This is a genomic window from Streptomyces himalayensis subsp. himalayensis, assembly GCF_013778455.1.
Lineage (GTDB): Bacteria > Actinomycetota > Actinomycetes > Streptomycetales > Streptomycetaceae > Streptomyces > Streptomyces himalayensis.
Genome location: NZ_JACEHE010000002.1, coordinates 452135 through 478703 on the forward strand (window position 1 = coordinate 452135; position 26569 = coordinate 478703).

The window sequence follows — 26569 nt, forward strand, 5'->3', positions numbered from 1 at the left end:
GCAGAGGCTCGGCCCAGGGGAAGACGTACTGGAAGAGGACGTAGACCACAGCGAGGATCAGCACCAGCGAAATCAGTGCCCTCACCCATGCGTTTCCTGGCAGATGCCGCCAGATCCAGCCGTACATGCCGTCCCTTCCGTCGCACCACGGCACCAGACTCACGCCGTACGGGCACCAGCCTAACGGCGCAACGCCTTCGGTTTCCCGGCCTCCACAGGCTGCGTGGCATCGAGATGGGCCCAGATGATCAACCGGTGGCTGTGGCCCCACTCCGGCTCGCAGGTCGTCAACGTGAGGTAGCGCCCCGGCCCGTCGTATCCCGACTTACGCGGCACGGGATCGATCACGGCGATGTCGCTGGGCAGTGTCTTGTACGGCTTGGTGTCGATGCGGTACGTGAACCATGTCGTGCCGTCGGTCAGGACCACCGCATCGCCGGGGCGCAGCTTGGGGAAGTCCTTGAAGGGATCGCCGTAGGTGCGGCGGTGGCCGGCGACGGCGAAGTTGCCCTTCTGGCCGAGCTGGGCGGTGCCGGCGTAGTGGCCGAGGCCCCTTTTCAGCGTCTCGGTCTTGGTGCCTTCGAGCACGGGCTTGTTCCACGTGAAACCAAGACGCGGGATGTACATGACGGCGAAGGGCTTACCGTCCTTGTAGGGCTTCGGCTTGGCGGCCGCGGACTCTTGGTCCCGGCCACCGTTCCTGTCCGGGGCGGCGCCAGTGCCCTTGGCCTCAGCGGTCCCGCTCTCTGTCGGGGCTGAGAGGGAGCCCTGGGCCCACCGGTCCTGCAACTGGCCGATCTCGTCGTCCATGGCACCGTCGGCCTGCACACCGGTCCATAACAGCGTGTAACAGACAAAGAGCACGATCAGGGCGCCGACGGTGATACACAGTTCGCTGAACGTCCTGACGATCACTCGCACCGACACCGTCGACCTCCGGGCGCTACTCCACAGGCTTCGCGTAATGGAGATCCACTGTGCCCGAATAGCCGGGAAGAGTCACTGACCCTTCCTCCTCGACTTTCCACCCGAGACCGTACGCATTGACGTACAGCATGTAGTTCTGGATCTCGGGAGACGCCGTGAGAGCGTTCTGCAGCTTCTCCGGGTCGCCGACCGCGGTCACCTTGTAGGGCGGGGAGTAGACGCGGCCCTGGAGGATCAGGGTGTTGCCGACACAGCGCACAGCGCTGGTGGAGATCAGCCGCTGGTCCATGACCTTGATCCCCTTGGCTCCGCCCTGCCAGAGGGCGTTGACGACGGCCTGCAGGTCCTGCTGGTGGATGACCAGGTCGTTCGGCTGGGGCTCCGGGTAGCCGGGGAGCTTCGCGGTGGCGTCCGGCGGGGCATCGTTGAGGGTGACGGAGAGGGCCTGGCCGCGGAGCTTGTTGGTGCCGGCGTTCTCCTCCAGCGCCGCCAGCTTGGCATCCTCGGCCTTCGTGCTGCCGTCGTCCCGTTCCGCCAGCGACTCGACATCCTCACGCAGCGAGCTGTTCGACTCGTCGAGCTCACCGTTCCTGTGGCTGCGCTCCTGAATGAGGTCGGAGAGCCTCAGCAAGGACGCGTCGGTGCGGATGTTCGTGCCCTTGGCGGTGTTGAAGCTGGTGAAGAAGATCAGTCCGGCCAGAGCAAAGACGGCAATCGTGAGCAACCGCACAGGTCGCCACCGTGATGTACGACCGGGACTGGATTGAGTCCCCGGGGAGTCGGCAGAATTGCTCAACGTACCCTTACTCCTTACGGCGCCGCGGAAGGACTACGCTAACGGACGCCCGGGGGAGCGCTCAGTTTCCCCTTGTACGCTGCCCCAGGGCCAGCCCAGTTCACTTGCGCGGCCACGCAGCGCATCGACAGGAGAGACCCTCGTGCCGAAGTCACGTATCCGCAAGAAGGCCGACTACACGCCGCCGCCGTCGAAGCAGGCGACGAACATCAAGCTGACCAGCCGCGCCTGGGTGGCTCCGGTGATGCTGGCGCTGTTCCTGCTCGGTCTCGCCTGGATCGTCGTCTTCTATGTGACCGACGGCTCGCTGCCGATCGACTCCCTCGGCAACTGGAACATCGTTGTGGGCTTCGGCTTCATCGCGGCGGGGTTCGGCGTCTCCACCCAGTGGAAATAGCTCGGCCCCAGCCTCGGCCCGAGGCTCTGCCCCCAGCTATCCACTGAGTTATCCACAGCACTGTCCACAGCGGGGGAAAAGGTCAGAAGATCTGTGGATAACCCACCGGTTTTGCTGCCGGTGTGACTGACCTACCACTCTTCGGACGTCAGTTCGCCCCTTGTCCTTCCTGCGAAAACCCAGGTCAGCGACAAGGGGCACACTCGTTCCCCACGGCATGCACAGGATCAGCCACACGCTGTGGACAACTGCGGCTCAAGTGAGCTGCGCAGTCCTCATCAGCACGATCACAAGCGACACGGCCAGCACCACCGCACAGGTCGCGTACTGGACCAGCGTCCGGCGCTCGCGAGGCGCGTGCACCATGGCGTAACCGACCACGACACCGCCGACGAGTCCTCCCACGTGGGCCTGCCACGCGATGTTGGCCCATGTGAACGTGAGGACCAGGTTGATCACCAGCAGCGCGATGACCGGCCGCATGTCGTAGTTCAGCCGCCGCATGAGAACGGCGGTCGCGCCGAACAGCCCGAAGATGGCACCGGACGCGCCGAGCGACGGCTGGTTCGGGGCGGCGAGGAGATAGGTCAGAGCGCTGCCCGCCAGTCCCGAGACCACATACAGAGCGATATAGCGCGCGCGGCCCAGCGCGGCCTCCAGCGGCGGGCCGATCCACCAGAGGCTGAGCATATTGAAGGCGATGTGGATAAGGCTGCCGTGCAGAAACATCGCCGTCAGCAGCCGGTACCACTGCCCGTCCGCAACGCCCTCGAGTGATCCGAGCACGGGGACATAGGCACGCCCGATCAGATCGAAGCTGTCCGTGAACCGGTCACCGACCGAGAGCTGCACCAAGAAGACAGCGAGATTGAGTCCGATCAGGAGCTTGGTGACCATGCGCGGGTCCGCCGCGACCGTGCCACCGGCGATGGTGCGCGGCTGGTTCGCATCCGGGGCATGGCCCGTGCCCGAGCCCTCGCGTACGCAGTTGGGGCACTGGAATCCGACCGAGGCGCTGACCATGCACTCCGGGCAGATGGGGCGCTCACAGCGGGTGCACCGGATGCCCGTCTCCCGGTCCGGGTGCCGGTAGCAGCCGGGCAGGCTCTGGGCACCCTGCGGGTCCTTGGGATTGCCTGGCGCCTGGTCCATGGGGTTCCCCTCGTTCTCCGTACACAACGCACCGCCCCGCCCATCCTTACGGACGGGCGGGGCGTTTGGTTCCCTGCGGGTCCCTTTGGGGCGCACCCCGCGGGATCCCGTGGGCTCAGGCTCAGCCCTGGCGGGTCTCCACGACGACCGACTCGATGACGACGTCGTTGACCGGGCGGTCGGTGCGCGGGTTCGTCTGGGTGGCGGCGATGGCGTCCACGACCTTCTGACTGGCCGTGTCGGTGACCTCGCCGAAGATGGTGTGCTTGCGGGTCAGCCAGGCGGTCGGCGCCACGGTGATGAAGAACTGCGAGCCGTTGGTGCCCGGGCCGGCGTTGGCCATGGCCAGCAGGTACGGCTTGTCGAAGGCCAGGTCCGGGTGGAACTCGTCCTCGAACTGGTAGCCGGGGCCGCCCGTGCCGTTCCCCAGGGGGTCACCGCCCTGGATCATGAAACCGCTGATCACCCGGTGGAAGACCGTACCGTCGTAGAGCCTGTCGGTGGACTTCTTGCCGGTCGCCGGGTGGACCCACTCCCGCTCGCCCTGGGCGAGCTCGACGAAGTTCTTGACCGTCTTCGGCGCATGGTTCGGCAGCAGCCGCACCTCGATGTCGCCGTGGTTGGTCTTCAGGGTGGCGTAAAGCTGCTCAGCCACGATCTGCCTTCCGTTGTCCTCTGTGACCCTCCGATCCTCGCACGGATGGTCTCTTCCGTCTTCGCACGGTAGGTCCGTGCGTCGTCGCACCTCGCAACCTGGCGGACTACACCTCTTTGCCGGGGAAACACGACCTAGTAGAAGCCGAAGGGGCGCGTCATGCCGGGATCCGTGGCATTGTCGTCGGCAAGCTCCCCTTGCACCGTATTGCTCTTGAATTCCCTGAGTCATCGCTGATGACCCGGATGCCCGCCCTCGCATGCCGCGGAGCCTTCCGACAGGCATGATCCCGATAAGGGTGGAAAGGTGAAATACCTGTACGCCACCGAGGAGGAGGATCCCGTGACCCGCATCGACAGCGTGCGCGCCGCGACCGGCTCGGCGAAGGAGAGCGTGCTGCACGCCGCGGAAGTGGTGGCGCCCTACGCCGACACGGCCAAGGACCGGGCCGCGCACTACGCACACGAGGCACGTGTACGACTCGCGCCGAAGGTGTCGCACGCCGCACAGCAAGCGGCGGAACAGGCCCGTGCCCAGTACGGAGCACATGTTGCGCCGCGTCTGGAACAGGCACGCACCCATGTGCCACCCAAGGTCGACTACGCGGCTCATGAGGCCGCCGTCCGCACTCGCCGGGCAGCCCGCCAGGCCGCCGTCTATTCGAGGCCGCGTATCGAGCAGGCCGTCGCCGCGGCCCAGCCCGTCCGTGAGGAGGCAGCCGCTCGCAGTGTGGCTGCGCTGGCCGCGCTGCGCGGTCAGATTTCCGCCAAGGACATCGAGAAGCTGGTCCGCAAGCACGAGCGTCGGGCGAAGGCCGGGCGGTTCGCCAAGGGTCTCGCCCTGCTCGCCACGCTCGCCGGCGGCGCCTTCGCCGCCTGGAAGTGGTGGGACAAGCAGGCCAACCCCGACTGGCTGGTCGAGCCGCCGGCTGCCACCGAAGTGTCAGACAGCGGTGCGCTGAGCTCGGTGGACGGCAGCAGCCAGCTCGACCCCGACGTGCAGGCGAAGCAGGCCGAAGCGGAGGCAGCCGAGCGCAACGAGCGCGACTGAGCGCCACGAACGCTGTCGGGCGGGAGACGAGCCGGTCTCCCGCCCGACAGCGTTTCACGTGAAACCTCGATGCGCTCGATCCGACCCCTTCGGCTCAGCGCCATCCGCCTACGGCATCCCTCTTCGACCCAGCGCCCTCCACCGACGGCGTCGTTCTCTGGCCCAGCGCCATCCCTCACCCGGCGTCGCTCTGTGGCCCAGCGCCACCCCTCACCCGGCGTCGCCTGCGCCATCCCTCACATGACACTCGGCCGGCGCTTTGCCTGCGGTTTGCGCAAAGGACGGCCGTAGATTCGGCACAAAAGCCGCAACAAAAGTCGCGAGAGTCACAGGATGCAGAACGACGAAGGCGACGCCGCCCGCGCTGGTCGCGGGAGGCGTCGCCTGTTGTCGTTGTGGAGCCTAGGGGAGTCGAACCCCTGACATCTGCCATGCAAAGACAGCGCTCTACCAACTGAGCTAAGGCCCCGAAGGCGATGCATCCACCGGAAGAAACACCTCCCGGCAGGCACCGGGGACCAGAGTACCGGGTAACCCCCGGGATCTCGCAAAAGGATTGGGGCTCCCCGTCCACGATCCCGCTTCGTAAGATGCTCGACGTGGTTCGCAGCAGCGAACCGCGCGGTACTTGGGGAAGCGATGGGGAGACGCAATGGATGCCGCACAGCAGGAAGCGACCGCAAGAGCACGGGAGCTGCAGCGGAACTGGTACGGAGAGCCGTTGGGGGCGCTCTTCCGTAGGCTGATCGACGACTTGGGCCTCAACCAGGCGCGGCTCGCGGGGGTGCTCGGCCTTTCTGCGCCGATGCTGTCCCAGCTGATGAGCGGCCAGCGTGCCAAGATCGGCAATCCGGCGGTGGTCCAGCGCGTCCAGCTGCTGCAGGAGCTGGCCGGCCAGGTCGCGGACGGCAGCGTGAGCGCCGCCGAGGCGACCGAGCGCATGGACGAGATCAAGAGGTCCCAGGGGGGCTCCGTGCTCAGCACCAACACCTCGCAGACGACGTCCAGTTCAGGCGCGCCCACGGTCAAGCGTGTCGTCCGCGAGATCCAGTCCCTGCTGCGCTCGGTGGCCGCCGCCGGCGACATCATCGAGGCAGCGGACATGCTCGCCCCGGCCCATCCGGAGCTGGCAGAGTTCCTGCGGGTGTACGGCGCCGGACGCACGGCGGACGCTGTCGCCCACTACCAGGCGCATCAGAGCTGAGCCGGCGGCCGGGCCGCCGGAACCGCCGAACCGGGAGCTGGGCACGACGATGGGTGAGATCTTCGCCGGGCGGTACGAACTGGCCGATCCGATCGGACGCGGGGGAGTCGGAGCGGTCTGGCGTGCCTGGGATCACCGGCGGCGCCGGTATGTGGCCGCCAAGGTCCTGCAGCAGAGCGATGCACACACGCTGCTGCGCTTCGTGCGCGAGCAGGCGCTGCGGATCGACCACCCCCACGTGCTCGCTCCCGTCAGCTGGGCCGCCGACGACGACAAGGTCCTGTTCACCATGGACCTGGTCGGCGGCGGCTCGCTGGCGCACCTGATCGGCGACTACGGCCCGCTGCCGCCGGGCTATGTCTGCACTCTGCTCGACCAGTTGCTGTCGGGGCTCGCCGCGGTGCACGCCGAGAGGGTCGTGCACCGCGACATCAAGCCCGCCAACATCCTGCTCGAGGCGACCGGCACCAAGCGGCCGCACCTACGGCTGTCGGACTTCGGCATCTCGATGCGCAAGGGTGAGCCGCGGCTCACCGAGACGGACTTCGTGGTGGGGACGCCCGGGTATTTCGCGCCCGAGCAGATGCTGGGCGCGGAACCCGACTTCCCCTCCGACCTCTACGCGGTGGGCCTGGTGGCCCTGTATCTGCTGCAGGGAGCCAAGCCGGACGCCAAGGCGCTCGTCGAGCGCTTCAGGGCGCAGGGCATCCCGCACGCACCGCAGGGCATCCCCGAGCCCCTCTGGCAAGTCGTGGCGAATCTGCTGCAGCCGGATCCGCAGGCGCGGTTCCGTACGGCCACGGGGGCACGCAAGGCGCTGGCCTCCGCCGCCGAGATGCTGCCCGAGCCCGGGCCGGACGACGAGCTGATCGAGGTCTTCGACCAACTCGGGCCGCTCCCACCGGGGTTCGGCCCCGACGGGCCCGTCACGAAGGCACCTCGATCCGAGCCGACGGTGGCCACCGGGCCGACCGTCAGCTCCGGACCGGCTGTGACCACCGGGCTGACCGTGAGCCCCGCACCGGCCGTGCCCACCGGGTCGACCATCGACCCCGGACCGGCGGTGCCTCCCTCCGAGGCTTTCGCGAACGCCGAAACTCCCGCTGCTGCGTTCCTCGACGCGGACGCCTCCAAGGCGCTCGTGACCCCCGAGGCCGACCCCGGCTCCGAGCCGGTCACTCCCGCCGGACCGGCCGTACATGCGTCCCCCGACGCGGAAGTCGCGGGCCGGCATCACCCCTCGATGTCGGAGACGGGCAGCTTCCCGCTCACTCCACCACTGCAGGCGAGTCCAGCCCCGAGCTCACCATCGAGTCCGCCGTCGAGCCCCCTGCCAGGCCTTTCAGCGCCGCCTACGGCTCCCATGGACCTCTCGGGGACTCCGACAGCCTCGGTCCAGCGGGACACCGCGCCCACTCGTTCGTACACGGCTCCGGTCCCGGGAGTCCCCGCTCATGGATCCGCGCACGGATCCGCTCACGGTCACGCCCCTGCCAACCCCTACCTCCCGGGGACCACCCCGGGAGCCGATCAGCTGCCGTACGCACCGCCCCAGCTCCCCACCCGGCGTCCGGGCCCGCCCGCGAAGGTGGCGATCCCGGTCTTGGCGGTCGCGTTTATCTGTTTCGCCGTGGGCATCTGGGCGTTGTCCCAGATCTGATCATGAACCGCCCCCGGCCTGGCCACCGGCCCGGCCCTTCACGGCGTCCCGTACTCCCGCTGCGCCCGGGAAACCCCTGCCGCCCGCCGCCGCGCAACGACCGTCCACAACCCGAGGAACAGCACGAGCACGGTCCCCGTGCCGATACCGCCGGCAGCCACCAGCTTCATGGTGTCGCCGCGCGCGGCCTCGTCCTCCGTCTCCCCGCTCTCCGCCGCGTCCTTGTCCCCTTCCGTGACGCTGAACGCGTCGGCGGGCTGAGGGGACCCCGCGTACTCGGGTCCGGCCTGCGCCGCTCCCCGTACCGCCACGCTCAGGATCAGCCCGAGAGGCTCGTGGCCGATCTTCTCGGCGACCTCGAGGTCGAGGTGGACGGCCAGGTAGTACCAGCCGGCGAACCGCACCCCGTTCACCTGGTCGTCACGGTCATAGCGGTTCTCGTACGCGACCGGAGGCAGCGGGTCCAGGGCGGTCGACTTCTGCTCGCCGTCGTACCCGGTGCTCGTATCGGCCACGTAGCCGCGCACCGGGTTGTACAGGGTCATGACGAGGGCGTTGCCCACATAACCGTCGCCCCCGCTGGCGCTGCCCAGCTCGGCGGTGGCGAAAAGCTGCTGCCCCCAGTCCACCGGCACGCGGTAGAAGAGCGTCTCCCCGGCCTCGATCTCGTCCTTCCAGATGCCCTGCGCCACTCCGCGCGCCTCACTGAAACCGGCTCCGCCCTTCCGGGGCTTCGGCTCGCCGTCGGGCGGCTGGGGTGAGGCGGAGTCCCAGACCTCGGGAGGCACCGTCGCACCGCTCTGCTTCAGAGCGGGCTCGGATGCGTACTGAATCTCGAGGTCCCAGTCCTCCGGGGTCGACCGGGAGATGCCCGTGCGTTCGACGAGCACGTAGTACGTGCCGGCCTCCTGGCAGGTGACCTCGCCGGGTTCGATACTGCGTGAGGCCCAGGCGGCGATGGGCCGCGCACTCTCGGCGGCGCCGAACCGCTCTTCACCGAACGAACAGGTGCGGCCATCGCTGTCCTGTAGGGAGACCTTTATGCCGTCCGTGTTCACGACCTGCGCGGTCGGCTTGGGTACGGCGGTGACGGAGACGTAGCCGTTGGACGTCGCGTCGAGTTGGAGGCGGTAGTACAACTTGACTTCGTCGCGCGGGAAGGAGCTCCTGTACGTCGTGCCTGGCTGCAGCCTCTGGGCATCCGTATTGCTCGCGGTGCCCGCGACCTTCGTCGCATCGTCGTCGAATGCATACGGATGCGGAGGAGCGGTAGCCGCCGAGGCGGGCACCACAGGAAGTACGGCCGCTACGCAGAGCGAGCCCAGAACGCCCAGCGGAGCTCCCGCAGCGACCAACGACCTGCTGTAGCGCCGCCCCATCACGCACCACCCCTCATCGCCCATCGTTATGTGCACCAGCAAGCAAAAGATTCACTCAAGTGAAGCGGGTTGGCCGAACCTGGCAGCACAAAGCCCCGGCCATCATGTGACCGGGGCTCGTGACGAGACTGCCAGGGATACTCACGAACCCGTGGGCACGGAGTCAGTCGCCTCCGTCCACAGATCCTGCTCGGCGCGATCCGCCTGGATCTGGCGGTACACGAGGAGTCCGCCGATGGCGGCCAGTGCGACCAGGAGAAGCTTCTTCACCGCGCGACCTCGTCTTTCCTTGACGTAGGGGACCTCTGGCGCCCGACTATACACACCGACCGATATCGATCGGTGACCTGCGTCGGCCCTCAACTGCCGCCCGGAATCCAGCAGTCGAACCGGGCGGAGCCCCGCCGATCACCCTTTACATGCTGGTACTTTCACCGCCCTTGGGGACATTTCCATCCATATGCATCCATCCGGGTGGTGTTCATCCGAAGATCGATGCGCCATGGGCGTCGGTCCACCACTCTCCGCCCGTCATACACATCATGAGGAAAGTACGCAAATCGCCCGACCCGAATGGGAGAGATCATGGCCGCCAACAAGGTCGTCAAGTTGTGGACCCTCGTCATTTCCGCCTTCCTCGCGGTGCTCGCCGCACTCGGTTTCACCACGGCGGCCACCGCGGCCGCCCCCGTACAGCAGCCGACGGAATCCTGCAACGGCAAGACGGACGCGACGGCACCGGCGCCCCGCGCGGTCCACTGGAGGCCGCCGCACGTCGGGGCCCTGCCGCCCACGATGAAGCAGCGCATCCACGCCGAGGCCCACGGTTCCTCGCCCACCTGCCGCCGTCTGCCGGCCCTCGACGCCGCCTCCGCGAGAGGCACAGCGAATGTGGCAGAAGTCCCGGCCCTCTGAAGCCCTCACAGGCACAGACGAATCGCAGGACAAGACATCGCGGCAGTACGCAGGGCATCACTCAGTACTCACGGCATCACGCGGCACCATGCAGTCCAAGGCGCCATGCAGTACCCAGGCGCCATGCAGTACTAGCACCCAGGCGCCATAGTACCCAGGCACCACGCAGCACTAGGGGCATCACCCCGGTACTCAAGGCGTCACGGCAGCAATGACTCATCCAGCTCCACGCGGTACGCAGCGCAGCTCGTACCCGCCCAAAGACCCTAAGCGCTCCACCAGCAGAGCCCCGGCGTGCTCGATCTCCGCCAGTCCCCCGCCTTTCCCGCCTTCCCCGCCTTCGCCCAAGCCTCGTAGAACGCGACGCTCGTAGCACCCGCGCCGCATCGCAGCACGCGACGCAGCACAAGCTGTCCCGCGGTCCGAGGCAGAAGCCCGAAGCAGAGTCACACGGCAGACGACAACAGGACCACGAACGTCAAAGACCCCCAGTCGTGATCGACTGAGGGTCTTATCGGTGGTGGGGCTAACAGGACTTGAACCTGTGGCCTCTTCCTTATCAGGGAAGCGCTCTAACCGTCTGAGCTATAGCCCCGCGCGCTGCGCGCTGACCTCTGAAGATTAGCGCACGACGCGGCCAGTCCCAAAATCGGTAATCGGACGGCCTTACTCGTCCTCGGCGAGGGTCAGCTCGACACCGCCCACGAAGCCCGCGGAGAGGTTGTAGATGAAGGCGCCGAGCGTCGCCAGCGCCGTGGCGAGGACCACGTCGATCACCGCGATGATCGACGTGAACATCAGGACGTTCGGAAGCGAGAGGAACGCCTGCAGGTCGAAGCCGTTGGACTCGTTGGAGCCCGTCGCCTCGGCGATCGTGCCGCCCACCGTGGAGAAGACCCCCATGGCGTCCATGACCATCCACAGCACCGCTGCGGCAACGATTGTGCAGACGCCCAGCGCGATGGAGAGCATGAAGCTCACCTTCATCACCGACCACGGGTCGGCCTTGGCCACCCGCAGCCGTGCCTTGCGCGTACGCGGCATCGTCCGCGCCCCGGTCCGGGGCCGACGGACGGCCTCGGTCGCAGGCGCGGGTGCCTGATACGCCTGCGGCGGCTGGTACGGCTGGGGAGGCTGCTGGTGGGCTTGCGGCCCCTGCTCTCCTGGCAGCGGGCCGACGGAACCCCCGGCCTGGCCTGCCGCCCCGTCCGGGCCGGGTGCATATCCGTCGTACTGCTGAGTCCCCGGTCCTCGGGTATCCGTCACAGTTCCCCCCTGGGATCCATGAGAGTCATGGGAGTCTGCCGAGTCGGTGGCGGGGCCACGGGCGCCGTCCGCTCCGGCGTCGTTCGCTCCGGCGCTCGTGGCTCCGCTCACGCTGGCTCACTCCTCGTGCTACTCGGCCGTGGACTCCGTGCCCTCGTCCGTACCGACGGCCGCTGCGTTGCCGGCCGACTCGTCGACGGCGTCTGCGCCCTCGACCTCCTCGGCCTCACGACCGGCCTCGGCGTTACGTGCGATGCCGACCACGGCATCGCGCTTGCCCAGGTTGATCAGTTGGACGCCCATGGTGTCACGGCCCGTCTCCCTGATCTCATTGACTCGCGTACGAATCACGCCGCCGCCCAGCGTGATGGCGAGGATCTCGTCTGTCTCCTCGACCACCAGCGCTCCGACGAGCGAACCGCGGTCCTCCACGATCTTGGCGGCCTTGATACCGAGGCCGCCACGGCCCTGGACGCGGTACTCGTCGACGACGGTCCGCTTCGCGTACCCGCCGTCGGTGGCAGTGAACACGAACGTACCGGGACGGACAACATTCATCGAGAGCAGTTCGTCGCCCTCGCGGAAACTCATGCCCTTCACGCCCGAAGTGGCGCGGCCCATCGGGCGCAGCGCTTCGTCCGTTGCGGTGAACCTGATCGACTGGGCCTTCTTGCTGATCAGCAGCAGATCGTCCTCGGCCGACACCAGTTCGGCGCCGATCAGCTCGTCGTCCGAACCGTCCGCGGTCTCGCGGAGGTTGATGGCGATCACGCCGCCCGAGCGCGGGGAGTCGTAGTCCTTGAGCGCGGTCTTCTTGACCAGGCCGCCCTTGGTGGCGAGCACGAGATACGGCGCCGCCTCGTAGTCCCGCATGGCGAGGATCTGTGCGATCGTCTCGTCCGGCTGGAACGCCAGCAGGTTCGCCACGTGCTGACCGCGCGCGTCGCGTCCGGCGTCCGGGAGTTCGTACGCCTTGGCCCGGTAGACGCGGCCCTTGTTGGTGAAGAACAGCAGCCAGTGGTGCGTGGTCGACACGAAGAAGTGGTCGACGATGTCGTCTTCCTTGAGCTTCGCGCCGCGGACGCCCTTGCCGCCGCGCTTCTGGGCGCGGTAGTCGTCGGTTTTGGTGCGCTTGACGTAGCCGCCGCGGGTGACCGTGACGACGATGTCCTCCTCGGCGATCAGGTCCTCGATGGACATGTCACCGTCGAAGGGGATCAGCTTGGAGCGGCGGTCGTCGCCGTACTTCTCGACGATCGCGATGAGCTCCTCGCTGATGATGCCGCGCTGGCGGATCGGCGAAGCCAGGATCGCGTTGTACTCGGTGATCTTCGCCTGGAGCTCGTCGTGCTCCTGGACGATCTTCCGGCGCTCCAGGGCGGCCAGTCGGCGCAGCTGCATCTCGAGGATGGCGTTGGCCTGGATCTCGTCGATCTCCAGCAGGCCCATCAGGCCCTCGCGCGCGATCTCGACGGTGTCGCTGCGCCGGATGAGGGCGATGACCTCGTCGATCGCGTCGAGCGCCTTGAGCAGACCGCGCAGGATGTGGGCGCGCTCCTCGGCCTTGCGCAGCCGGAACCTCGTACGGCGGACGACGACCTCGATCTGGTGCGTCACCCAGTGGCGGATGAACGCGTCCAGCGAGAGCGTCCGCGGCACGCCGTCGACGAGCGCCAGCATGTTGGCGCCGAAGTTCGTCTGCAGGTCGGTGTGCTTGTAGAGGTTGTTCAGGACGACCTTGGCGACCGCGTCGCGCTTCAGCACGATGACCAGGCGCTGGCCCGTGCGGGAGCTCGTCTCGTCGCGGACGTCGGCGATGCCGCCGATCCTGCCGTCCTTGACGAGGTCGGCGATCTTCTGCGCGAGGTTGTCAGGGTTGACCTGGTACGGCAGTTCCGTGACCACCAGGCACTGGCGGTTCTGGATCTCCTCGACCTCGACGACCGCGCGCATCGTGATGGAGCCGCGACCCGTGCGGTACGCCTCTTCGATGCCCTTGCGGCCGACCACCAGGGCGCCGGTCGGGAAGTCCGGGCCCTTGATCCGCTCGATGAGGGCGTCCAGGAGCTCCTCGTGACTCGCTTCCGGGTGCTCCAGGTACCACTGGGCGCCGGCCGCGACCTCACGCAGGTTGTGCGGCGGGATGTTGGTCGCCATGCCCACCGCGATACCGGCGGAGCCGTTGATCAGCAGGTTCGGGAACCGGGACGGCAGGACGGTCGGCTCCTGGGAGCGGCCGTCGTAGTTGTCCGTGAAATCGACGGTCTCCTCGTCGATGTCGCGGACCATCTCCATCGACAGCGGCGCCATCTTGCACTCGGTGTAGCGCATGGCGGCCGCGGGGTCGTTGCCCGGAGAGCCGAAGTTGCCGTTGGAGTCCACCAGCGGCATCCGCATCGACCACGGCTGCGCGAGGCGGACCAGCGCGTCGTAGATCGAGGAGTCGCCGTGCGGGTGGTAGTTGCCCATGACGTCGCCGACGACGCGGGCGCACTTGTAGAAGCCGCGCTCGGGCCGGTACCCGCCGTCGTACATGGCGTACAGCACACGGCGGTGGACGGGCTTGAGGCCGTCCCGTACGTCGGGCAGCGCGCGCGACACGATGACGGACATCGCGTAGTCGAGATACGAGCGCTGCATCTCGGTCTCGAGCCCGACGGGCTCGACGCGCAGCGTCAGGCCCTCGTCCTCGGGGATGCTCGGAATGTTCTCGTCGGCCATTGCTGGTGAAGATCCTTCCTGGTGCGGTCAGCGGTGACCGACTCAGATGTCGAGGAAGCGGACGTCCTTGGCGTTGCGCTGGATGAACTGGCGGCGCGCCTCGACGTCCTCGCCCATGAGGACCGAGAACAGGTCGTCGGCCTGGGCGGCGTCGTCGAGGGTGACCTGGCCGAGGACGCGGTGCTCCTGGTCCATCGTGGTGATGCGCAGCTCCTCGGCGTTCATCTCGCCGAGGCCCTTGAAGCGCTGGACCGAGTCGTCCCTGATGCGCTTGCCGTTCTGGCGGCCGAGCTCGATCAGCGCGTCGCGCTCGCGGTCCGAGTACGCGTACTCGAAGTCGTCCCGGCCCCACTTGATCTTGTACAGCGGGGGGCGGGACAGGAAGACGTGACCGGCCTCGACCAGCGGGCGCATGAAGCGGAACAGGAAGGTCAGCAGCAGCGTGTTGATGTGCTGGCCGTCGACGTCGGCGTCCGCCATCAGGATGATCTTGTGATAGCGGAGCTTCTCGATGTCGAAGTCCTCGTGGACTCCGGTACCGAAGGCCGAGATCAGCGCCTGGATCTCCTGGTTCTGCAGGATCTTGTCGATCCGCGCCTTCTCGACGTTCAGGATCTTGCCTCGGATGGGCAGGATGGCCTGAACCTCCGGGTTCCGGCCGGACTTGGCCGAGCCGCCGGCGGAGTCACCCTCGACGATGAAGATCTCGCACTTGGTGGGGTCGTTCGACTGGCAGTCGCTGAGCTTGCCCGGCAGGGACGCCGACTCCAGCAGGCCCTTGCGACGGGTCAGATCGCGGGCCTTGCGGGCCGCCACGCGCGCGGTGGCCGCCTGGATGCCCTTGCGGATGATGTCCGCGGCCTCGTTGGGATTGCGGTCAAGCCAGTCGTTGAGGTGCTCGTAGACCGCCCTCTGGACGAAGGTCTTCGCCTCGGTGTTGCCCAGCTTGGTCTTGGTCTGGCCCTCGAACTGCGGCTCGCTGAGCTTCACCGAGATGATCGCGGTCAGACCCTCGCGGATGTCGTCACCCGTGAGGTTGTCGTCCTTCTCGCGCAGCAGCTTCTTGTCGCGCGCGTACTTGTTGATCAGCGAGGTCAGCGCTGCACGGAAGCCCTCCTCGTGCGTACCGCCCTCGTGAGTGTGGATGATGTTGGCGAAGGAGTACACGCCCTCGGTGTAGCCGCTGTTCCACTGCATCGCGACCTCGAGGGACAGGCTCTTGTCCTTGTCCTCGGCCTCGAGGTCGATGACGGTGGGGTGCACCGCGTCTCCCTTGCGGGAGTTGAGGTACTTCACGAAGTCGACGATGCCGCCGTCGTAGTGGTACGTGACGGTCTTGACCTCGGCGGTCTCGTCCGCGCCCGCCTCGTCCGCCCCGGATGTGGCCTTCGCCGACTCGCGCTCGTCGGTGAGTTTGATCGTCAAACCCTTGTTGAGGAACGCCATCTCCTGGAAGCGCCGCGAGAGCGTCTCGAAGGAGTACTCGGTGGTCTCGAAGATGTCCGCGTCGGCCCAGAAGGTCACCGACGTGCCGGTCTCGTCCGTCGCCTCGTGCTGGGCGAGCGGGGCCGTCGGGACGCCCATCTTGTAGTCCTGCGTCCAGCGGTAGCCGTCGGTCTTGACCTCGACGGACACCTTGCTCGACAGGGCGTTCACGACCGAGACGCCGACACCGTGCAGACCGCCGGAGACCGCGTAGCCGCCGCCGCCGAACTTGCCGCCCGCGTGCAGCACGGTCAGCACGACCTCGAGGGCCGGCTTGCCCTCGGAGGGGACGATGCCCACCGGGATGCCACGGCCGTTGTCGACGACGCGCACACCGCCGTCGGCGAGGATCGTCACGTCGATCGTGTCCGCGTGCCCGGCCAGGGCCTCGTCGACCGAGTTGTCGACGACCTCGTACACGAGGTGGTGGAGTCCGCGCTCACCGGTCGAGCCGATGTACATGCCGGGGCGCTTGCGGACCGCGTCCAGACCCTCGAGGACGGTGATGGCGCTGGCGTCGTACGACGAGCCTGCCTCGCCGGGGGCCACGTTGGGCACCCCGGCGGGCATCTCGCCGGACGCGCCGGCGGCAGTGGACGGAATGTTCTCGTTGGGGTTGCCGGAATCGGCCACGAAGCGCCCTTTCTGGCACAGCACAAGCCAAGCTCCCGGTGGCGGCCGGAGCGGCTGCGGCGTGATGCGGTGGTAAGCCTTGTTCAGCTCTTGCTCAGCTTTGCCCGTTCGGTCCCCGCAAGCGGGGCGGGATTCTCACCCAGTCTACCGGTAGCGCCGACGGTGATGGGGGTTTGCCGGTACCTGAGTCCGCATGTGCCGCCCTGAACCGGTCTCGGCCGACTCCCCATATGCGGAGCGGGGCTCCAAGAGGCTCACAGCGGCACTCAGCGCTTCGAGGTGTCAACCCCCCGCTACCGCCCGCCGGAAGTCAGCCGTATGTGTCGCCGGGGCCCGTGCTTCCGGGGGCGCGCAGGGGGCCGAAGCGGCTGGCGGGGCCGCCGGGACCGTGGACCTTGATGAGCTTCACGGTGCCGTGGCCGAGGTCCTCGTTGAGGCGCGCCACCAGCTGCGGAGCCAGCAGCCGAAGCTGTGTCGCCCAGGCCGTGGAGTCGCAGAGCACCGTCAGTACCCGTTCGTCCTCGTCGTACCGCTGCGGTACGCAGTGCCTGGCCAGGTCCGCGCCGACGATCTGCGGCCAGCGGCCCATGACACCGCCGACGGCGGCCGGGGTCTCCCAGCCGCGCTCGGTGATCAGCCGGTTGATGGCGGCGCCCAGCGCCATCGGGTCGCGGCCGTCGGCCCGCGCGCCGGAGCGCAGGCCGCCCCTTCGCGCCTGCTTCTTCTGCTGTGCTGCGGCACCACGCGCGCGTGCCTGTTCCTTGGCCGCGCGCAGGGCGACGCGGGCGAGGTCGACGCCGCTGGGTTCGGGGACCTTGGGGCCGGGCTCCGCGGGCCGCTCCTCGGAAGCCCCACCGGCACCACCGGATGTGATATCGCTCATACGCGCTCCACGGTGCCCTCGGACACCACGAAGCGTGCGCCCGTCAGTACGTCCGGTACGTCGTCGTCGACCGCGGCCGTGACGAGCACCTGCTCGCCCGGGGCGACGAGCTCTGCGAGCCGTTCGCGGCGCCGGGTGTCCAGCTCGGCGAACACGTCGTCGAGAACGAGCACCGGCTCGGCGCCTTCGGCCCGCAGCAGGTCGTACGAGGCGAGGCGCAGGGCCAGCGCGAACGACCACGATTCGCCGTGACTCGCGTATCCCTTCGCGGGCAGCTGGCCAAGTTTGAGCAGTAGATCGTCCCTGTGGGGGCCCACCAGGGTCACGCCCCGCTCGATCTCCTGCTTGCGCACCTCAGCGAGCGCGGCCATCAGCTGTTCGTACAGCTCCTCGCGCGTGTGGCCCTCGCCGGGCGCGGACGGCTTGTACTCCAGCGCGACCGGTCCGCCGCCGGGTGCCAACTGCTCGTACGCCTTGTCGGCCAACGGCTGCAGCGCGGCTATCAGATCCAGCCGCTGGGCGAGCAGCTCGGCGCCCACGCGCGCGAGGTGCTGGTCCCATACGTCGAGTGTGGACAGGTCCATGGAGCGGCCGCCGTGCCGGCGGGCAAGCGCGGCCGACTTGAGGAGGGTGTTGCGCTGCTTGAGGACGCGGTCGTAGTCGGACCGCACACCGGCCATGCGCGGGGCGCGCGCGGTGATCAGCTCGTCGAGGAAGCGCCGACGCTCCCCGGGATCGCCCTTGACGAGCGCCAGGTCCTCGGGCGCGAACAGCACGGTGCGTACGATGCCCAGCACGTCACGCGGTCTAACCTGCGACGATCTATTGATCCGGGCGCGGTTCGCCCTGCCCGGGTTGAGCTCGAGCTCGACCAGCTGCTGGCGCTCACCCTGCCGTACGGCGGCCCGGATGATCGCGCGCTCGGCTCCCATGCGTACCAGCGGGGCGTCCGACGAGACGCGGTGGCTGCCGAGCGTCGCCAGATAGCCGACGGCTTCGACGAGGTTCGTCTTTCCCTGCCCGTTCGGGCCGACGAAAGCGGTGACGCCCGGGTCGAGCGGGACCTCGACCCGGGCGTACGAGCGGAAGTCGGCCAGCGACAGATGCGTGACGTGCATGGTCGTTCGCCGACCTCCCCCAGGGGTGTTTCGGGTGTTGCTTGGTACTGCTGTGTTGCTTGGTACCGCTTACGCCTTCTCGACCGCGTGGCCGCCGAACTGGTTGCGCAGGGCCGCGATCATCTTCATCTGCGGGGAGTCCTCCTGGCGCGAGGCGAAGCGGGCGAACAGCGACGCGGTGATCGCGGGCAGCGGGACCGCGTTGTCGATGGCGGCCTCCACCGTCCACCGGCCCTCGCCGGAGTCCTGCGCATAGCCCTTGAGCTGCTCGAGGTGCTCGTCCTCGTCGAGGGCGTTGACCGCGAGATCCAGCAGCCAGGAGCGGATGACCGTGCCCTCCTGCCAGGACCGGAAGACCTCGCGGACGTCGGTGACCGAGTCCACGGCCTCCAGCAGCTCCCAGCCCTCGGCGTAGGCCTGCATCATCGCGTACTCGATGCCGTTGTGGACCATCTTCGCGAAGTGACCGGCGCCCACCTTGCCGGCGTGCACCGAGCCGAACTCGCCCTCCGGCTTCAGGGCGTCGAAGATCGGCTGCACCTTGGCGACGTTCTCCTTGTCGCCGCCGTACATCAGCGCATAGCCGTTCTCCAGGCCCCAGACACCGCCGGAGACGCCGCAGTCGACAAAACCGATGCCCTTGATGCCCAGCTCGACGGCGTGCCTCTCGTCGTCCGTCCAGCGGGAGTTGCCGCCGTCCACGACGACATCGCCGGGACTCAGGAGCTCGGCGAGCTCGTCGATGGTGGACTGGGTCGCGGCACCGGCCGGGACCATCACCCACACCACACGCGGACCCTTGAGCTTGCCCACAAGCTCTTCGAGGCTGTGGACATCCGCGAGGTCCGGATTGCGGTCATATCCGATGACGGTGTGACCTGCGCGGCGGATCCGCTCGCGCATGTTGCCGCCCATCTTGCCGAGGCCGACGAGACCGAGCTCCATCAGTGGTGTTCCTTCACTTAGCGAGGTGGCTTTCCGGCACTTTCGTACCCGCGTCCGAGCCTACGCCCGGACTTGCGTGCACACCTGTGGGCTCAGCCGCTCAACCGATCCCACCTGCGGTGATGCCCGCCCGTGGTGATCAGCCCGAGAGCCGGACCGGCATGATCAGGTACTTGTACGCCTCGTCCGCCTCGGCGTCCACGGCGGGCTTGCCGCTGAGCAGCGCCGGCTTGGTCGACGTCGTGAAGGAGAGCTGGGCCACCGGGGAGTCGATGGCGCTCAGGCCGTCCAGCAGGAACGTCGGGTTGAAGGCGATCGAGATGTCGTCACCCTCCAGCTGGGCATCCACCCTTTCCACAGCCTGTGCATCGTCGCTGGAGCCGGCCTCCAGAGTGAGGACACCCTGCTCGAAGCTGAGCCGCACCGGAGTGTTCCGCTCGGCCACCAGAGCCACACGCTTGACGGCCTCGACCAACGGGCCGGTCTCGATGACCGCGACCGAGTTGAACTCCGTCGGGAAGAGCGTGCGGTACTTCGGCAGGTCGCCTTCCAGCAGCCGCGTCGTCGTACGCCGCCCGGCGCCCTCGAAACCGATCAGGCCCTCGCCGGCACCCGAGCCGGACAGCGCCAGCGTCACGCTGTCGCCGCTGGTCAGCGCCTTGGCCGTGTCGAGCAGCGTCTTGGCCGGGACCAGGGCGACCGCGGAGGCGTCCGGGTTCTCCGGCTTCCACAGGAACTCGCGGACCGCAAAGCGGTAGCGGTCGGTGGAGGCCAGCGTGACCGTGTCGCCCTCGATCTCGATGCGCACACCGGTCAGGACAGGGAGCGTGTCGTCACGGCCGGCGGCGATGGCCACCTGGGCTGCCGCGGAGGCGAAGACCTCGCCGGGGACCGTGCCCGTGGCGTTCGGCATCTGCGGCAGCGCCGGGTACTCCTCCACAGGCAGTGTGTGGAGTGTGAACCGGGAGGAGCCGCAGACCACGGTCGCCCGTACACCGTCTGTGGAAATCTCCACCGGGCGGTTGGGGAGGGCGCGGGAGATGTCGGCGAGGAGCCGGCCGGAGACGAGCACGGTGCCCTCCTCCTCGACCTCCGCCTCCACAGAGACGCGCGCCGACACCTCGTAGTCGAAGCTGGACAGGCTCAGTGCGCCGTCCTCGGCCTTCAGCAGAAGGCCCGCGAGGACGGGCGCAGGCGGACGGGCCGGAAGGCTGCGCGCCGCCCAGGCCACTGCCTCCGCGAGTACGTCGCGTTCCACCCGGATCTTCACCGTAAGCCGCCTCCTGCTGTTGCCGGCGCTCTCGCCTGCTCACTTCGTCGTCTGGCTCGGTGTCGCTAGGCCCTCGGGAGGGAAGGACACCGGGAGACCAGTCTGACGCACGGCACTGACAGCTGGTGCCTCTCGGGGTCAAGTCGTACCGGGCGGCACCGGAGCACCGGACCGCGAGTTGTGCACAGGCCCCCCTTCGAGGCAATTTCCCTGCTCTATCTAGTCAGGGGTAGTAGTAGGGCCTGTGGAAACCGTGGATAACCGTGAGTGCGCAGGTCAGAGCCGGTTTTTTGTCCACCGGGCCTGTGGGCGCGAACGGTGGACAACCGGGCACAGCTGTGGACGGGGAAAAGTTCTGCACACCCGATGCACAGGACAGGGCCACTTCTCCCCAACGCCGTCCCCAGCTTTACCCACGTTCCCCACAGCCCAATCCGGCATCTTGGTGTGACGCCTTTCACTCGCGCCGGTGAGAGCGTGCGTTTCGTTGCCGAACAGTGGACAGGCATGTGGAGAAGCTGGGGACAACGCCCTCGTTCCTGTGGGCCGCCGGTGGACAACGCCCGGTCCCCCCCTGTGGATCGTTTTCCTGTCCACAGTCTGTGGAGACCGTTCATCCACGGATCCACAGGCCTCTGGCCTCGGTAGATGGTCTCTCATCGGCCCCCGCTGTGGACACGATCTGGACAACTCGGCAGTCCCCAGGGTGTGGAGGAGGGAAACCCCTCGTTTCTGTGGAGAAGGGGCGAGCCGGGCCCTGTAATCGAACAGCCGGATAACCCTCGGCGGCCCCCCGGGAGCCGCGCCGCAGCCGCAGAACGACGAAGGGCGCCCTGGGAACCTGTCCCTGGACGCCCTGCACCCGCGCGTGCGCTCTGCCGTCAGCCGTTCTCGAATGTGCGGTCAGCCGCTCCTGCGCATGCTGCTCAGTGGCTGCCCCCGCGCAGCCTCAGTGGCCGCTCCCGCGCGAGCCGTCAGCCGTTCTTGATGCGGTTCGTGAGCTCGGTGACCTGGTTGTAGATGGAGCGGCGCTCGGCCATCAACGCGCGGATCTTGCGGTCCGCGTGCATCACCGTCGTATGGTCCCGGCCGCCGAACTGCGCGCCGATCTTCGGCAGCGACAGATCGGTGAGCTCGCGGCAGAGGTACATCGCGATCTGGCGGGCCGTCACGAGAACGCGGCTGCGCGATGATCCGCACAGGTCCTCGACCGTCAGCCCGAAGTAGTCGGCGGTCGCGGCCATGATGGCGGTCGCCGTGATCTCCGGCGCCGAGTCCTCACCCCCGGGGATCAGGTCCTTGAGGACGATCTCCGTCAGACCGAGGTCCACAGGCTGGCGGTTGAGGGACGCGAAGGCCGTCACCCGGATCAGCGCGCCCTCGAGCTCGCGGATGTTGCGCGAGATACGGGAGGCGATGAACTCCAGCACCTCCGGCGGGGCGTTGAGCTGCTCCTGCACCGCCTTCTTACGGAGGATCGCGATACGCGTCTCCAGCTCGGGCGGCTGGACATCGGTGATCAGGCCCCACTCGAAGCGGTTGCGCAGCCGGTCCTCCAGGGTCACCAGCTGCTTGGGCGGCCGGTCCGAGGACAGCACGATCTGCTTGTTCGCGTTGTGGAGCGTGTTGAAGGTGTGGAAGAACTCCTCCTGCGTCGACTCCTTCTCCGCGAGGAACTGGATGTCGTCGACGAGCAGGATGTCCATCTCGCGATAGCGCTTGCGGAAGCTGTCGCCCTTGCCGTCGCGGATGGAGTTGATGAACTCGTTGGTGAACTCCTCGGAGCTCACGTAGCGCACGCGCGTGCCCGGGTAGAGGCTGCGGGCGTAGTGCCCGATCGCATGCAGCAGATGCGTTTTGCCGAGTCCCGAATCCCCGTAGATGAAGAGGGGGTTGTACGCCTTGGCGGGCGCCTCGGCGACGGCGACGGCTGCCGCGTGCGCGAAGCGGTTCGAGGCGCCGATCACGAACGTGTCGAACAGGTACTTGGGGTTCAGGCGCGCCGTGGGCTCACCGGGACCCGTCGCGGGAGCCGGCTGTGCGGCCAACGGACCGGGTGCGCCGCTCGGTGCCGGCAGCGCGGAGCCGACGGGACCGCCGCTGTGCATGCCATGCACCCCGGGCCCCGTGCGGCCACCGTGCCCAGCCGGTCCCGACGGCCTGTCGGGAAGATCGCGGCGGGCACGCTGCTCGTACTCGGAACGCTGCTGCTCGTACTGAGGGCGGTCCGGGTCGTACTGCGAACGTTCCGAGTCGTACTGCGAGCGCTCCGTCTCGTAGCGCTGGCGGTCCGATTCGTACGGTGAACGGTCGTCGTAGGAGGAGCGGTCCGGCTCATACGGAGAGCGGTCTGCGGACTGCGACCGGTAGTCGTGCCCTGGTGCTGACGACGGCGTCGCATACGGGTCGCGGTCCGGGAAGCCGAGCCGCGGCTGTTGCCAGCTGTACTCGTCCTGGGCCGGGCGTGGCCAGGCACCGGGCTCGGGCCGCTGGTAGTCGCCCGGGTAGGCAGGGCGGACCGTCGGGAGCTGGTCCGGGCGTGAGCCCGGCAGCTGATCGCGGTGGCCTCCCGTGTGCTCGCCGGCGGGAGGCCGGCCGTACCCCTCGTACGTCTCGCGGCCCTGGCTGGAGGCCGAGGGAAGCTCGGGCTCCTCGTAGCGCTGCGAGGAGTGTCCGCCCGCTCGCGCCGGGTCTGGGGACGGCGGCACCGGTGGGGCCGGCGGCTCGCCGGCGGAGTCGTCGACCGTGATCGCGATACGGATGGGGCGGCCGCACTCGCGGCTCAGCGTCTCGCTGACGACGGGCGCGAGTCGGCCTTCGAGAACGCCCTTGGCGAATTCGTTCGGCACGGCGAGCAGCGCGGTGTCGGCCACGAGCGCCAGCGGCTGACACCGTCTGATCCAGTGCTCGTCCTTCGCCTCTACGCCCTGACCGCGGCCCTCCCCGAGGAGCTGTTCCAGTACTCGTGGCCACACTGCGGCAAGATCGGCAGGTACGTCAGCCACAGGGCACGCTCTCTCACGGGTCCCACGAACGTGTGGTTCTCGGGACGGGTCGGGATGGGTCCGGATGTAAACCGGGAGGGGCAGGGGAAGGGGAACGAATCGGAGTCCAGCCACGGTAGTCAGGGCGACCGGTACGGTTCAAGTTGTTGTCCCCAGCCTGTGGATAGTGTCCCTCACGTGCCGTTGGTTTGACCGGATGGCGTAGCCCCGCGTACCGTAACCAGGTCGAGTTGTCGATGGCTGCTGCCGCCTGCCTCCGATGGGCATAGATCACGATCAGTGATCGGGAAGCGGTGCACTCGGGCGTATTGCGAGCTACTCGTGGGCGCACGGTGACAGCCAGCCGACACCCCGCCAGCCACCCAATCATTTCTGGAGCCCCCGAGTGAGCAAGCGCACCTTCCAGCCGAACAACCGTCGTCGCGCGAAGACCCACGGCTTCCGCCTGCGGATGCGCACCCGTGCCGGCCGCGCGATTCTCGCGAACCGCCGCAGCAAGGGTCGCGCCAGCCTGTCCGCCTGATCACACAGGTCATGACGTCGTGCTGCCTTCCGAGCATCGGCTGAGGCGGCGCGAGGACTTCGCGACCGCGGTACGCCGAGGACGCCGGGCCGGACGCCCGCTTCTCGTCGTCCATCTACGCAGCGGTGCAACGGACCCGCACGCGCCTGGGGAGAGCGTCTCCCCGTCGCGTGCGGGTTTCGTCGTGAGCAAGGCAGTGGGTGGTGCGGTCGTACGCAACTCGGTGAAGCGCAGACTTCGCCATCTGATGCGTGATCGGTTGCCTCAGCTGCCCCCCGGTAGCCTGGTAGTCGTACGAGCGCTGCCCGGTGCGGGTGACGCCGACCACGCACAGCTGGCCCGAGACCTGGATGCCGCCCTTCAACGACTGCTGGGAGGGGGCGCGCGATGAAGTACCCGCTGCTGGCTCTCATCAAGCTCTACCAGTGGACGATCAGTCCACTGCTGGGGCCGGTGTGCAAGTACTACCCGTCGTGTTCCCACTACGGCTACCAGGCCATCGACCGGCACGGTGCGATCAAGGGAACGGCACTCACCGCCTGGCGCATACTCCGGTGCAATCCGTGGTCGCTCGGCGGTGTCGACCATGTTCCTCCGCGTAAGCGTCCGCGGTGGCACGAAATGCTGCGGAACGCATGGCGCGAACGCAAGGGCGGGACCTCCGCCGAGGGCGTGCCTCCCGGGGAAAGCCCGGAAAGCCGTCCTGACCCCTCGAGCCCGGCCGCCGAGACCCCGTCCCATGCTCAAGGAGCCTGATTAGTGGACACGATTGCCAGTCTTTTCAGCTTTATCACGACACCAGTTTCGTGGATCATCGTCCAGTTCCACTCGCTGTACGGGGCGCTCTTCGGCCCTGACACGGGCTGGGCCTGGGGCCTGTCCATCGTGTCCCTCGTGATCCTGATCCGCATCTGCCTGATCCCGCTTTTCGTGAAGCAGATCAAGGCGACCCGGGCCATGCAGACGCTCCAGCCCGAGATGAAGAAGATCCAGGAGCGCTACAAGAACGACAAGCAGCGTCAGTCCGAAGAGATGATGAAGCTGTACAAGGAGACGGGCACCAACCCGCTCTCCTCGTGCCTTCCCATCCTGGCGCAGTCGCCGTTCTTCTTCGCCCTGTACCACGTGCTCAACAGCATCGCGTCGGAAAAGACCGTCGGCGTGATCAACACGACTCTGCTGGAGAGCGCACAGAAGGCGCACATTTTCGGTGCCCCGCTGGCCGCGAAGTTCATGGACAGCGAGGAGAAGGTCTCGGCGCTTCAGGCGTCGCTGACGGACGTGCGCGTCGTCACCGCGCTCATGATCGTCCTGATGTCGCTGTCGCAGTTCTACACGCAGCGCCAGCTGATGACGAAGAACGTCGACACCACGGTGAAGACGCCGTTCATGCAGCAGCAGAAGATGCTGATGTACGTCTTCCCCATCATGTTCGCCGTCTTCGGTATCAACTTCCCGGTCGGTGTCCTCGTCTACTGGCTGACCACGAACGTGTGGACCATGGGCCAGCAGATGTACGTCATCCGCCAGAACCCGACTCCGGGCAGCAAGGCCCAGGACGCGTACCTGGAGCGTCTGCTGAAGCACGTCACGCACGCCGAAAAGGTCCGTACCCGTCGCGACCGCGCCGCGGTGAAGGCGATCGTCGCCAAGGGCCGCGATCGCAACGAGTACGAGCGGAAGTTCATCAACGGTCTGAGCAAGGCGGGCCTTGCCGCCCAGGCCGACGGCACCGTGGTGGTGAGCGAGACCACGGTGGCCGCGGAGTCGGGCGACGGCGCTCCTGGCGGCGCCGTTCCGAAGCGTCAGCAGCCCAAGCGCCAGTCCAAGGCGCAGCGCCATGCCGCCGGGTCCCAGGCGGCCCCCAAGACGGCGGCTGAGGCCGCCCCCAAGGCGTCGCTGGAGAAGAAGAACGAGCCTCAGGACGCCACTCCCCAGGACAAGCCGGCGGGCAGCCAGTCCGGCGCCGGTACCGCACGCCAAGCCAAGTCCGGACAGCGCAGGGGCCAGCAGCGGCCCAAGCACCCGTCCAAGAAGTAAGGAGTCCCTCCCGTGACGGAAGGCACCACCTCCGCCGCTCCTGAGGGTGGCGACACCCTGACCCGCCTTGAGCAGGAGGGTGAGATCGCGGCGGACTACCTCGAGGGTCTGCTGGACATCGCCGACCTCGACGGCGACATCGACATGGACGTCGAGGCCGACCGGGCCGCTGTCTCGATCGTCAGCGACACGGGCGGCCGTGACCTGCAGAAGCTGGTCGGCCGCGACGGCGAGGTGCTCGAGGCTCTGCAGGAGCTGACCCGCCTCGCGGTGCACCGCGAGACCGGCGACCGCAGCCGGCTGATGCTGGACATCGCCGGCTACCGCGCGAAGAAGCGTGAAGAGCTCTCCGAGCTGGGCGCCAAGGCCGCCGCCGAGGTCAAGAACACCGGCGAAGCGGTGAAGCTCAAGCCGATGACTCCCTTCGAGCGCAAGGTCGTGCACGATGCGGTCAAGGCCGCCGGACTGCGCAGCGAGTCGGAAGGCGAGGAGCCTCAGCGCTTCGTCGTCGTGCTCCCTGCCTGATCGGCACCTTGTCGTCCCGG

The 26569-nt window shown here is 67.8% G+C and carries 24 protein-coding genes and 2 tRNA genes; 10 read left to right on the forward strand and 16 right to left on the reverse strand.

What is annotated here, in order from left to right; translation table 11 throughout:
• Positions 1–180 precede the first annotated feature (180 nt).
• Positions 181–921, reverse strand: a complete 741-nt coding sequence (locus tag H1D24_RS05830; RefSeq protein ID WP_181656413.1) for a class E sortase — start codon at positions 919–921, stop codon at positions 181–183.
• Positions 922–943: 22 nt separating this feature from the next.
• Complete coding sequence (locus H1D24_RS05835) at positions 944–1723, reverse strand: DUF881 domain-containing protein (RefSeq protein WP_181656274.1); 780 nt, start codon at positions 1721–1723, stop codon at positions 944–946.
• A gap of 142 nt (positions 1724–1865) precedes the next feature.
• Here H1D24_RS05835 and crgA point away from each other — a divergent pair, with 142 nt between their 5' ends.
• Complete coding sequence (gene crgA / locus H1D24_RS05840; RefSeq protein ID WP_181656275.1) at positions 1866–2120, forward strand: cell division protein CrgA; 255 nt, start codon at positions 1866–1868, stop codon at positions 2118–2120.
• Between the two features lie 255 nt (positions 2121–2375).
• Here crgA and H1D24_RS05845 read toward each other — a convergent pair whose 3' ends face one another.
• The gene (locus H1D24_RS05845) at positions 2376–3272 is read right to left on the reverse strand and encodes a rhomboid family intramembrane serine protease (RefSeq protein WP_181656276.1); all 897 of its coding nucleotides are present in this window, start codon (positions 3270–3272) and stop codon (positions 2376–2378) included.
• Between the two features lie 121 nt (positions 3273–3393).
• The gene (locus H1D24_RS05850) at positions 3394–3927 is read right to left on the reverse strand and encodes a peptidylprolyl isomerase (protein WP_181656277.1); all 534 of its coding nucleotides are present in this window, start codon (positions 3925–3927) and stop codon (positions 3394–3396) included.
• A gap of 342 nt (positions 3928–4269) precedes the next feature.
• Between H1D24_RS05850 and H1D24_RS05855 the strand changes: the two genes are divergently transcribed.
• Positions 4270–4977 carry a DUF5324 family protein gene (locus tag H1D24_RS05855; RefSeq protein ID WP_181656414.1) on the forward strand — a complete coding sequence of 236 codons (708 nt, stop codon included), beginning with the start codon at positions 4270–4272 and terminating at the stop codon, positions 4975–4977.
• A 396-nt stretch (positions 4978–5373) separates the two neighbouring features.
• Here H1D24_RS05855 and H1D24_RS05860 read toward each other — a convergent pair.
• Positions 5374–5446 (reverse strand) — tRNA-Ala (locus tag H1D24_RS05860).
• A 183-nt stretch (positions 5447–5629) separates the two neighbouring features.
• On the opposite strand from H1D24_RS05860, the gene H1D24_RS05865 reads away from it, so the two are divergent.
• Positions 5630–6181 carry a helix-turn-helix domain-containing protein gene (locus tag H1D24_RS05865; protein ID WP_181656278.1) on the forward strand — a complete coding sequence of 184 codons (552 nt, stop codon included), beginning with the start codon at positions 5630–5632 and terminating at the stop codon, positions 6179–6181.
• A 49-nt stretch (positions 6182–6230) separates the two neighbouring features.
• Positions 6231–7841: a serine/threonine-protein kinase gene (locus tag H1D24_RS05870; protein ID WP_181656279.1), complete on the forward strand. Its 1611-nt coding sequence runs from the start codon at positions 6231–6233 to the stop codon at positions 7839–7841.
• Positions 7842–7879: 38 nt separating this feature from the next.
• Here H1D24_RS05870 and H1D24_RS05875 read toward each other — a convergent pair whose 3' ends face one another.
• Together H1D24_RS05875 and H1D24_RS41685 are read right to left on the reverse strand one after the other, a co-directional pair.
• On the reverse strand, positions 7880–9256 hold the full coding sequence (locus H1D24_RS05875) for a hypothetical protein (RefSeq protein WP_309484221.1): 1377 nt from the start codon (positions 9254–9256) through the stop codon (positions 7880–7882).
• Between the two features lie 105 nt (positions 9257–9361).
• On the reverse strand, positions 9362–9490 hold the full coding sequence (locus tag H1D24_RS41685) for a DLW-39 family protein (RefSeq protein WP_003999697.1): 129 nt from the start codon (positions 9488–9490) through the stop codon (positions 9362–9364).
• Between the two features lie 315 nt (positions 9491–9805).
• Here H1D24_RS41685 and H1D24_RS05885 point away from each other — a divergent pair, with 315 nt between their 5' ends.
• Positions 9806–10135 carry a DUF6344 domain-containing protein gene (locus H1D24_RS05885; RefSeq protein WP_181656281.1) on the forward strand — a complete coding sequence of 110 codons (330 nt, stop codon included), beginning with the start codon at positions 9806–9808 and terminating at the stop codon, positions 10133–10135.
• 518 nt (positions 10136–10653) lie between these two features.
• Here the strand turns inward: H1D24_RS05885 and H1D24_RS05890 are convergent.
• From H1D24_RS05890 to dnaA, 9 genes are all read right to left on the reverse strand, one after another.
• Positions 10654–10730, reverse strand: a tRNA-Ile gene (locus H1D24_RS05890).
• 71 nt (positions 10731–10801) lie between these two features.
• Positions 10802–11512, reverse strand: coding sequence for a DUF3566 domain-containing protein (locus H1D24_RS05895; RefSeq protein WP_181656282.1), 711 nt, complete (start codon positions 11510–11512; stop codon positions 10802–10804).
• Positions 11513–11530: 18 nt separating this feature from the next.
• A complete protein-coding gene (gene gyrA, locus H1D24_RS05900) occupies positions 11531–14122 on the reverse strand; it encodes a DNA gyrase subunit A (protein WP_181656283.1) in 2592 nt (863 codons plus the stop codon).
• Between the two features lie 42 nt (positions 14123–14164).
• Complete coding sequence (gene gyrB / locus H1D24_RS05905) at positions 14165–16264, reverse strand: DNA topoisomerase (ATP-hydrolyzing) subunit B (protein WP_181656284.1); 2100 nt, start codon at positions 16262–16264, stop codon at positions 14165–14167.
• Between the two features lie 286 nt (positions 16265–16550).
• The gene (locus tag H1D24_RS05910) at positions 16551–17123 is read right to left on the reverse strand and encodes a DciA family protein (protein WP_181656285.1); all 573 of its coding nucleotides are present in this window, start codon (positions 17121–17123) and stop codon (positions 16551–16553) included.
• A complete protein-coding gene (recF, locus tag H1D24_RS05915; RefSeq protein WP_181656286.1) occupies positions 17120–18241 on the reverse strand; it encodes a DNA replication/repair protein RecF in 1122 nt (373 codons plus the stop codon). Before recF ends, H1D24_RS05910 begins: the two co-directional genes overlap by 4 nt.
• A 69-nt stretch (positions 18242–18310) precedes the next feature.
• On the reverse strand, positions 18311–19186 hold the full coding sequence (gene gnd / locus H1D24_RS05920) for a phosphogluconate dehydrogenase (NAD(+)-dependent, decarboxylating) (RefSeq protein WP_181656287.1): 876 nt from the start codon (positions 19184–19186) through the stop codon (positions 18311–18313).
• Positions 19187–19325: 139 nt separating this feature from the next.
• Positions 19326–20456 carry a DNA polymerase III subunit beta gene (gene dnaN / locus H1D24_RS05925; protein ID WP_181656288.1) on the reverse strand — a complete coding sequence of 377 codons (1131 nt, stop codon included), beginning with the start codon at positions 20454–20456 and terminating at the stop codon, positions 19326–19328.
• 974 nt (positions 20457–21430) lie between these two features.
• Positions 21431–23461 (reverse strand): chromosomal replication initiator protein DnaA, encoded by a 2031-nt coding sequence (gene dnaA, locus H1D24_RS05930; protein ID WP_181656289.1) that lies wholly within the window; start codon positions 23459–23461, stop codon positions 21431–21433.
• A gap of 385 nt (positions 23462–23846) precedes the next feature.
• Between dnaA and rpmH the strand changes: the two genes are divergently transcribed.
• From rpmH to H1D24_RS05955, 5 genes are read left to right on the forward strand one after another with little or no spacing between them, the layout of a single operon-like run.
• The gene (gene rpmH, locus H1D24_RS05935; protein ID WP_005482975.1) at positions 23847–23984 is read left to right on the forward strand and encodes a 50S ribosomal protein L34; all 138 of its coding nucleotides are present in this window, start codon (positions 23847–23849) and stop codon (positions 23982–23984) included.
• 19 nt (positions 23985–24003) lie between these two features.
• Complete coding sequence (rnpA, locus tag H1D24_RS05940; protein WP_181656290.1) at positions 24004–24375, forward strand: ribonuclease P protein component; 372 nt, start codon at positions 24004–24006, stop codon at positions 24373–24375.
• The gene (yidD, locus tag H1D24_RS05945) at positions 24372–24740 is read left to right on the forward strand and encodes a membrane protein insertion efficiency factor YidD (protein ID WP_181656291.1); all 369 of its coding nucleotides are present in this window, start codon (positions 24372–24374) and stop codon (positions 24738–24740) included. The genes rnpA and yidD overlap by 4 nt, the downstream gene beginning before the upstream one ends.
• A 3-nt stretch (positions 24741–24743) precedes the next feature.
• Entirely contained in the window at positions 24744–26024 is a 1281-nt protein-coding gene (gene yidC, locus H1D24_RS05950) for a membrane protein insertase YidC (protein WP_181656292.1), read from the forward strand.
• Positions 26025–26036: 12 nt separating this feature from the next.
• The gene (locus tag H1D24_RS05955) at positions 26037–26549 is read left to right on the forward strand and encodes a Jag family protein (protein WP_181656293.1); all 513 of its coding nucleotides are present in this window, start codon (positions 26037–26039) and stop codon (positions 26547–26549) included.
• Positions 26550–26569: the final 20 nt, after the last annotated feature.

Bases quoted from the DNA above. Each gene is read 5' to 3' on its own strand.
- H1D24_RS05910 (WP_181656285.1), bottom strand. From the start codon at position 17,123: ATGAGCGATATCACATCCGGTGGTGCCGGTGGGGCTTCCGAGGAGCGG.
- gyrA (WP_181656283.1), bottom strand. From the start codon at position 14,122: ATGGCCGACGAGAACATTCCGAGCATCCCCGAGGACGAGGGCCTGACG.
- yidD (WP_181656291.1), top strand. From the start codon at position 24,372: ATGAAGTACCCGCTGCTGGCTCTCATCAAGCTCTACCAGTGGACGATC.
- H1D24_RS05870 (WP_181656279.1), top strand. From the start codon at position 6,231: ATGGGTGAGATCTTCGCCGGGCGGTACGAACTGGCCGATCCGATCGGA.
- H1D24_RS05885 (WP_181656281.1), top strand. From the start codon at position 9,806: ATGGCCGCCAACAAGGTCGTCAAGTTGTGGACCCTCGTCATTTCCGCC.
- H1D24_RS05865 (WP_181656278.1), top strand. From the start codon at position 5,630: ATGGATGCCGCACAGCAGGAAGCGACCGCAAGAGCACGGGAGCTGCAG.
- gnd (WP_181656287.1), bottom strand. From the start codon at position 19,186: ATGGAGCTCGGTCTCGTCGGCCTCGGCAAGATGGGCGGCAACATGCGC.
- recF (WP_181656286.1), bottom strand. From the start codon at position 18,241: ATGCACGTCACGCATCTGTCGCTGGCCGACTTCCGCTCGTACGCCCGG.
- H1D24_RS05845 (WP_181656276.1), bottom strand. From the start codon at position 3,272: ATGGACCAGGCGCCAGGCAATCCCAAGGACCCGCAGGGTGCCCAGAGC.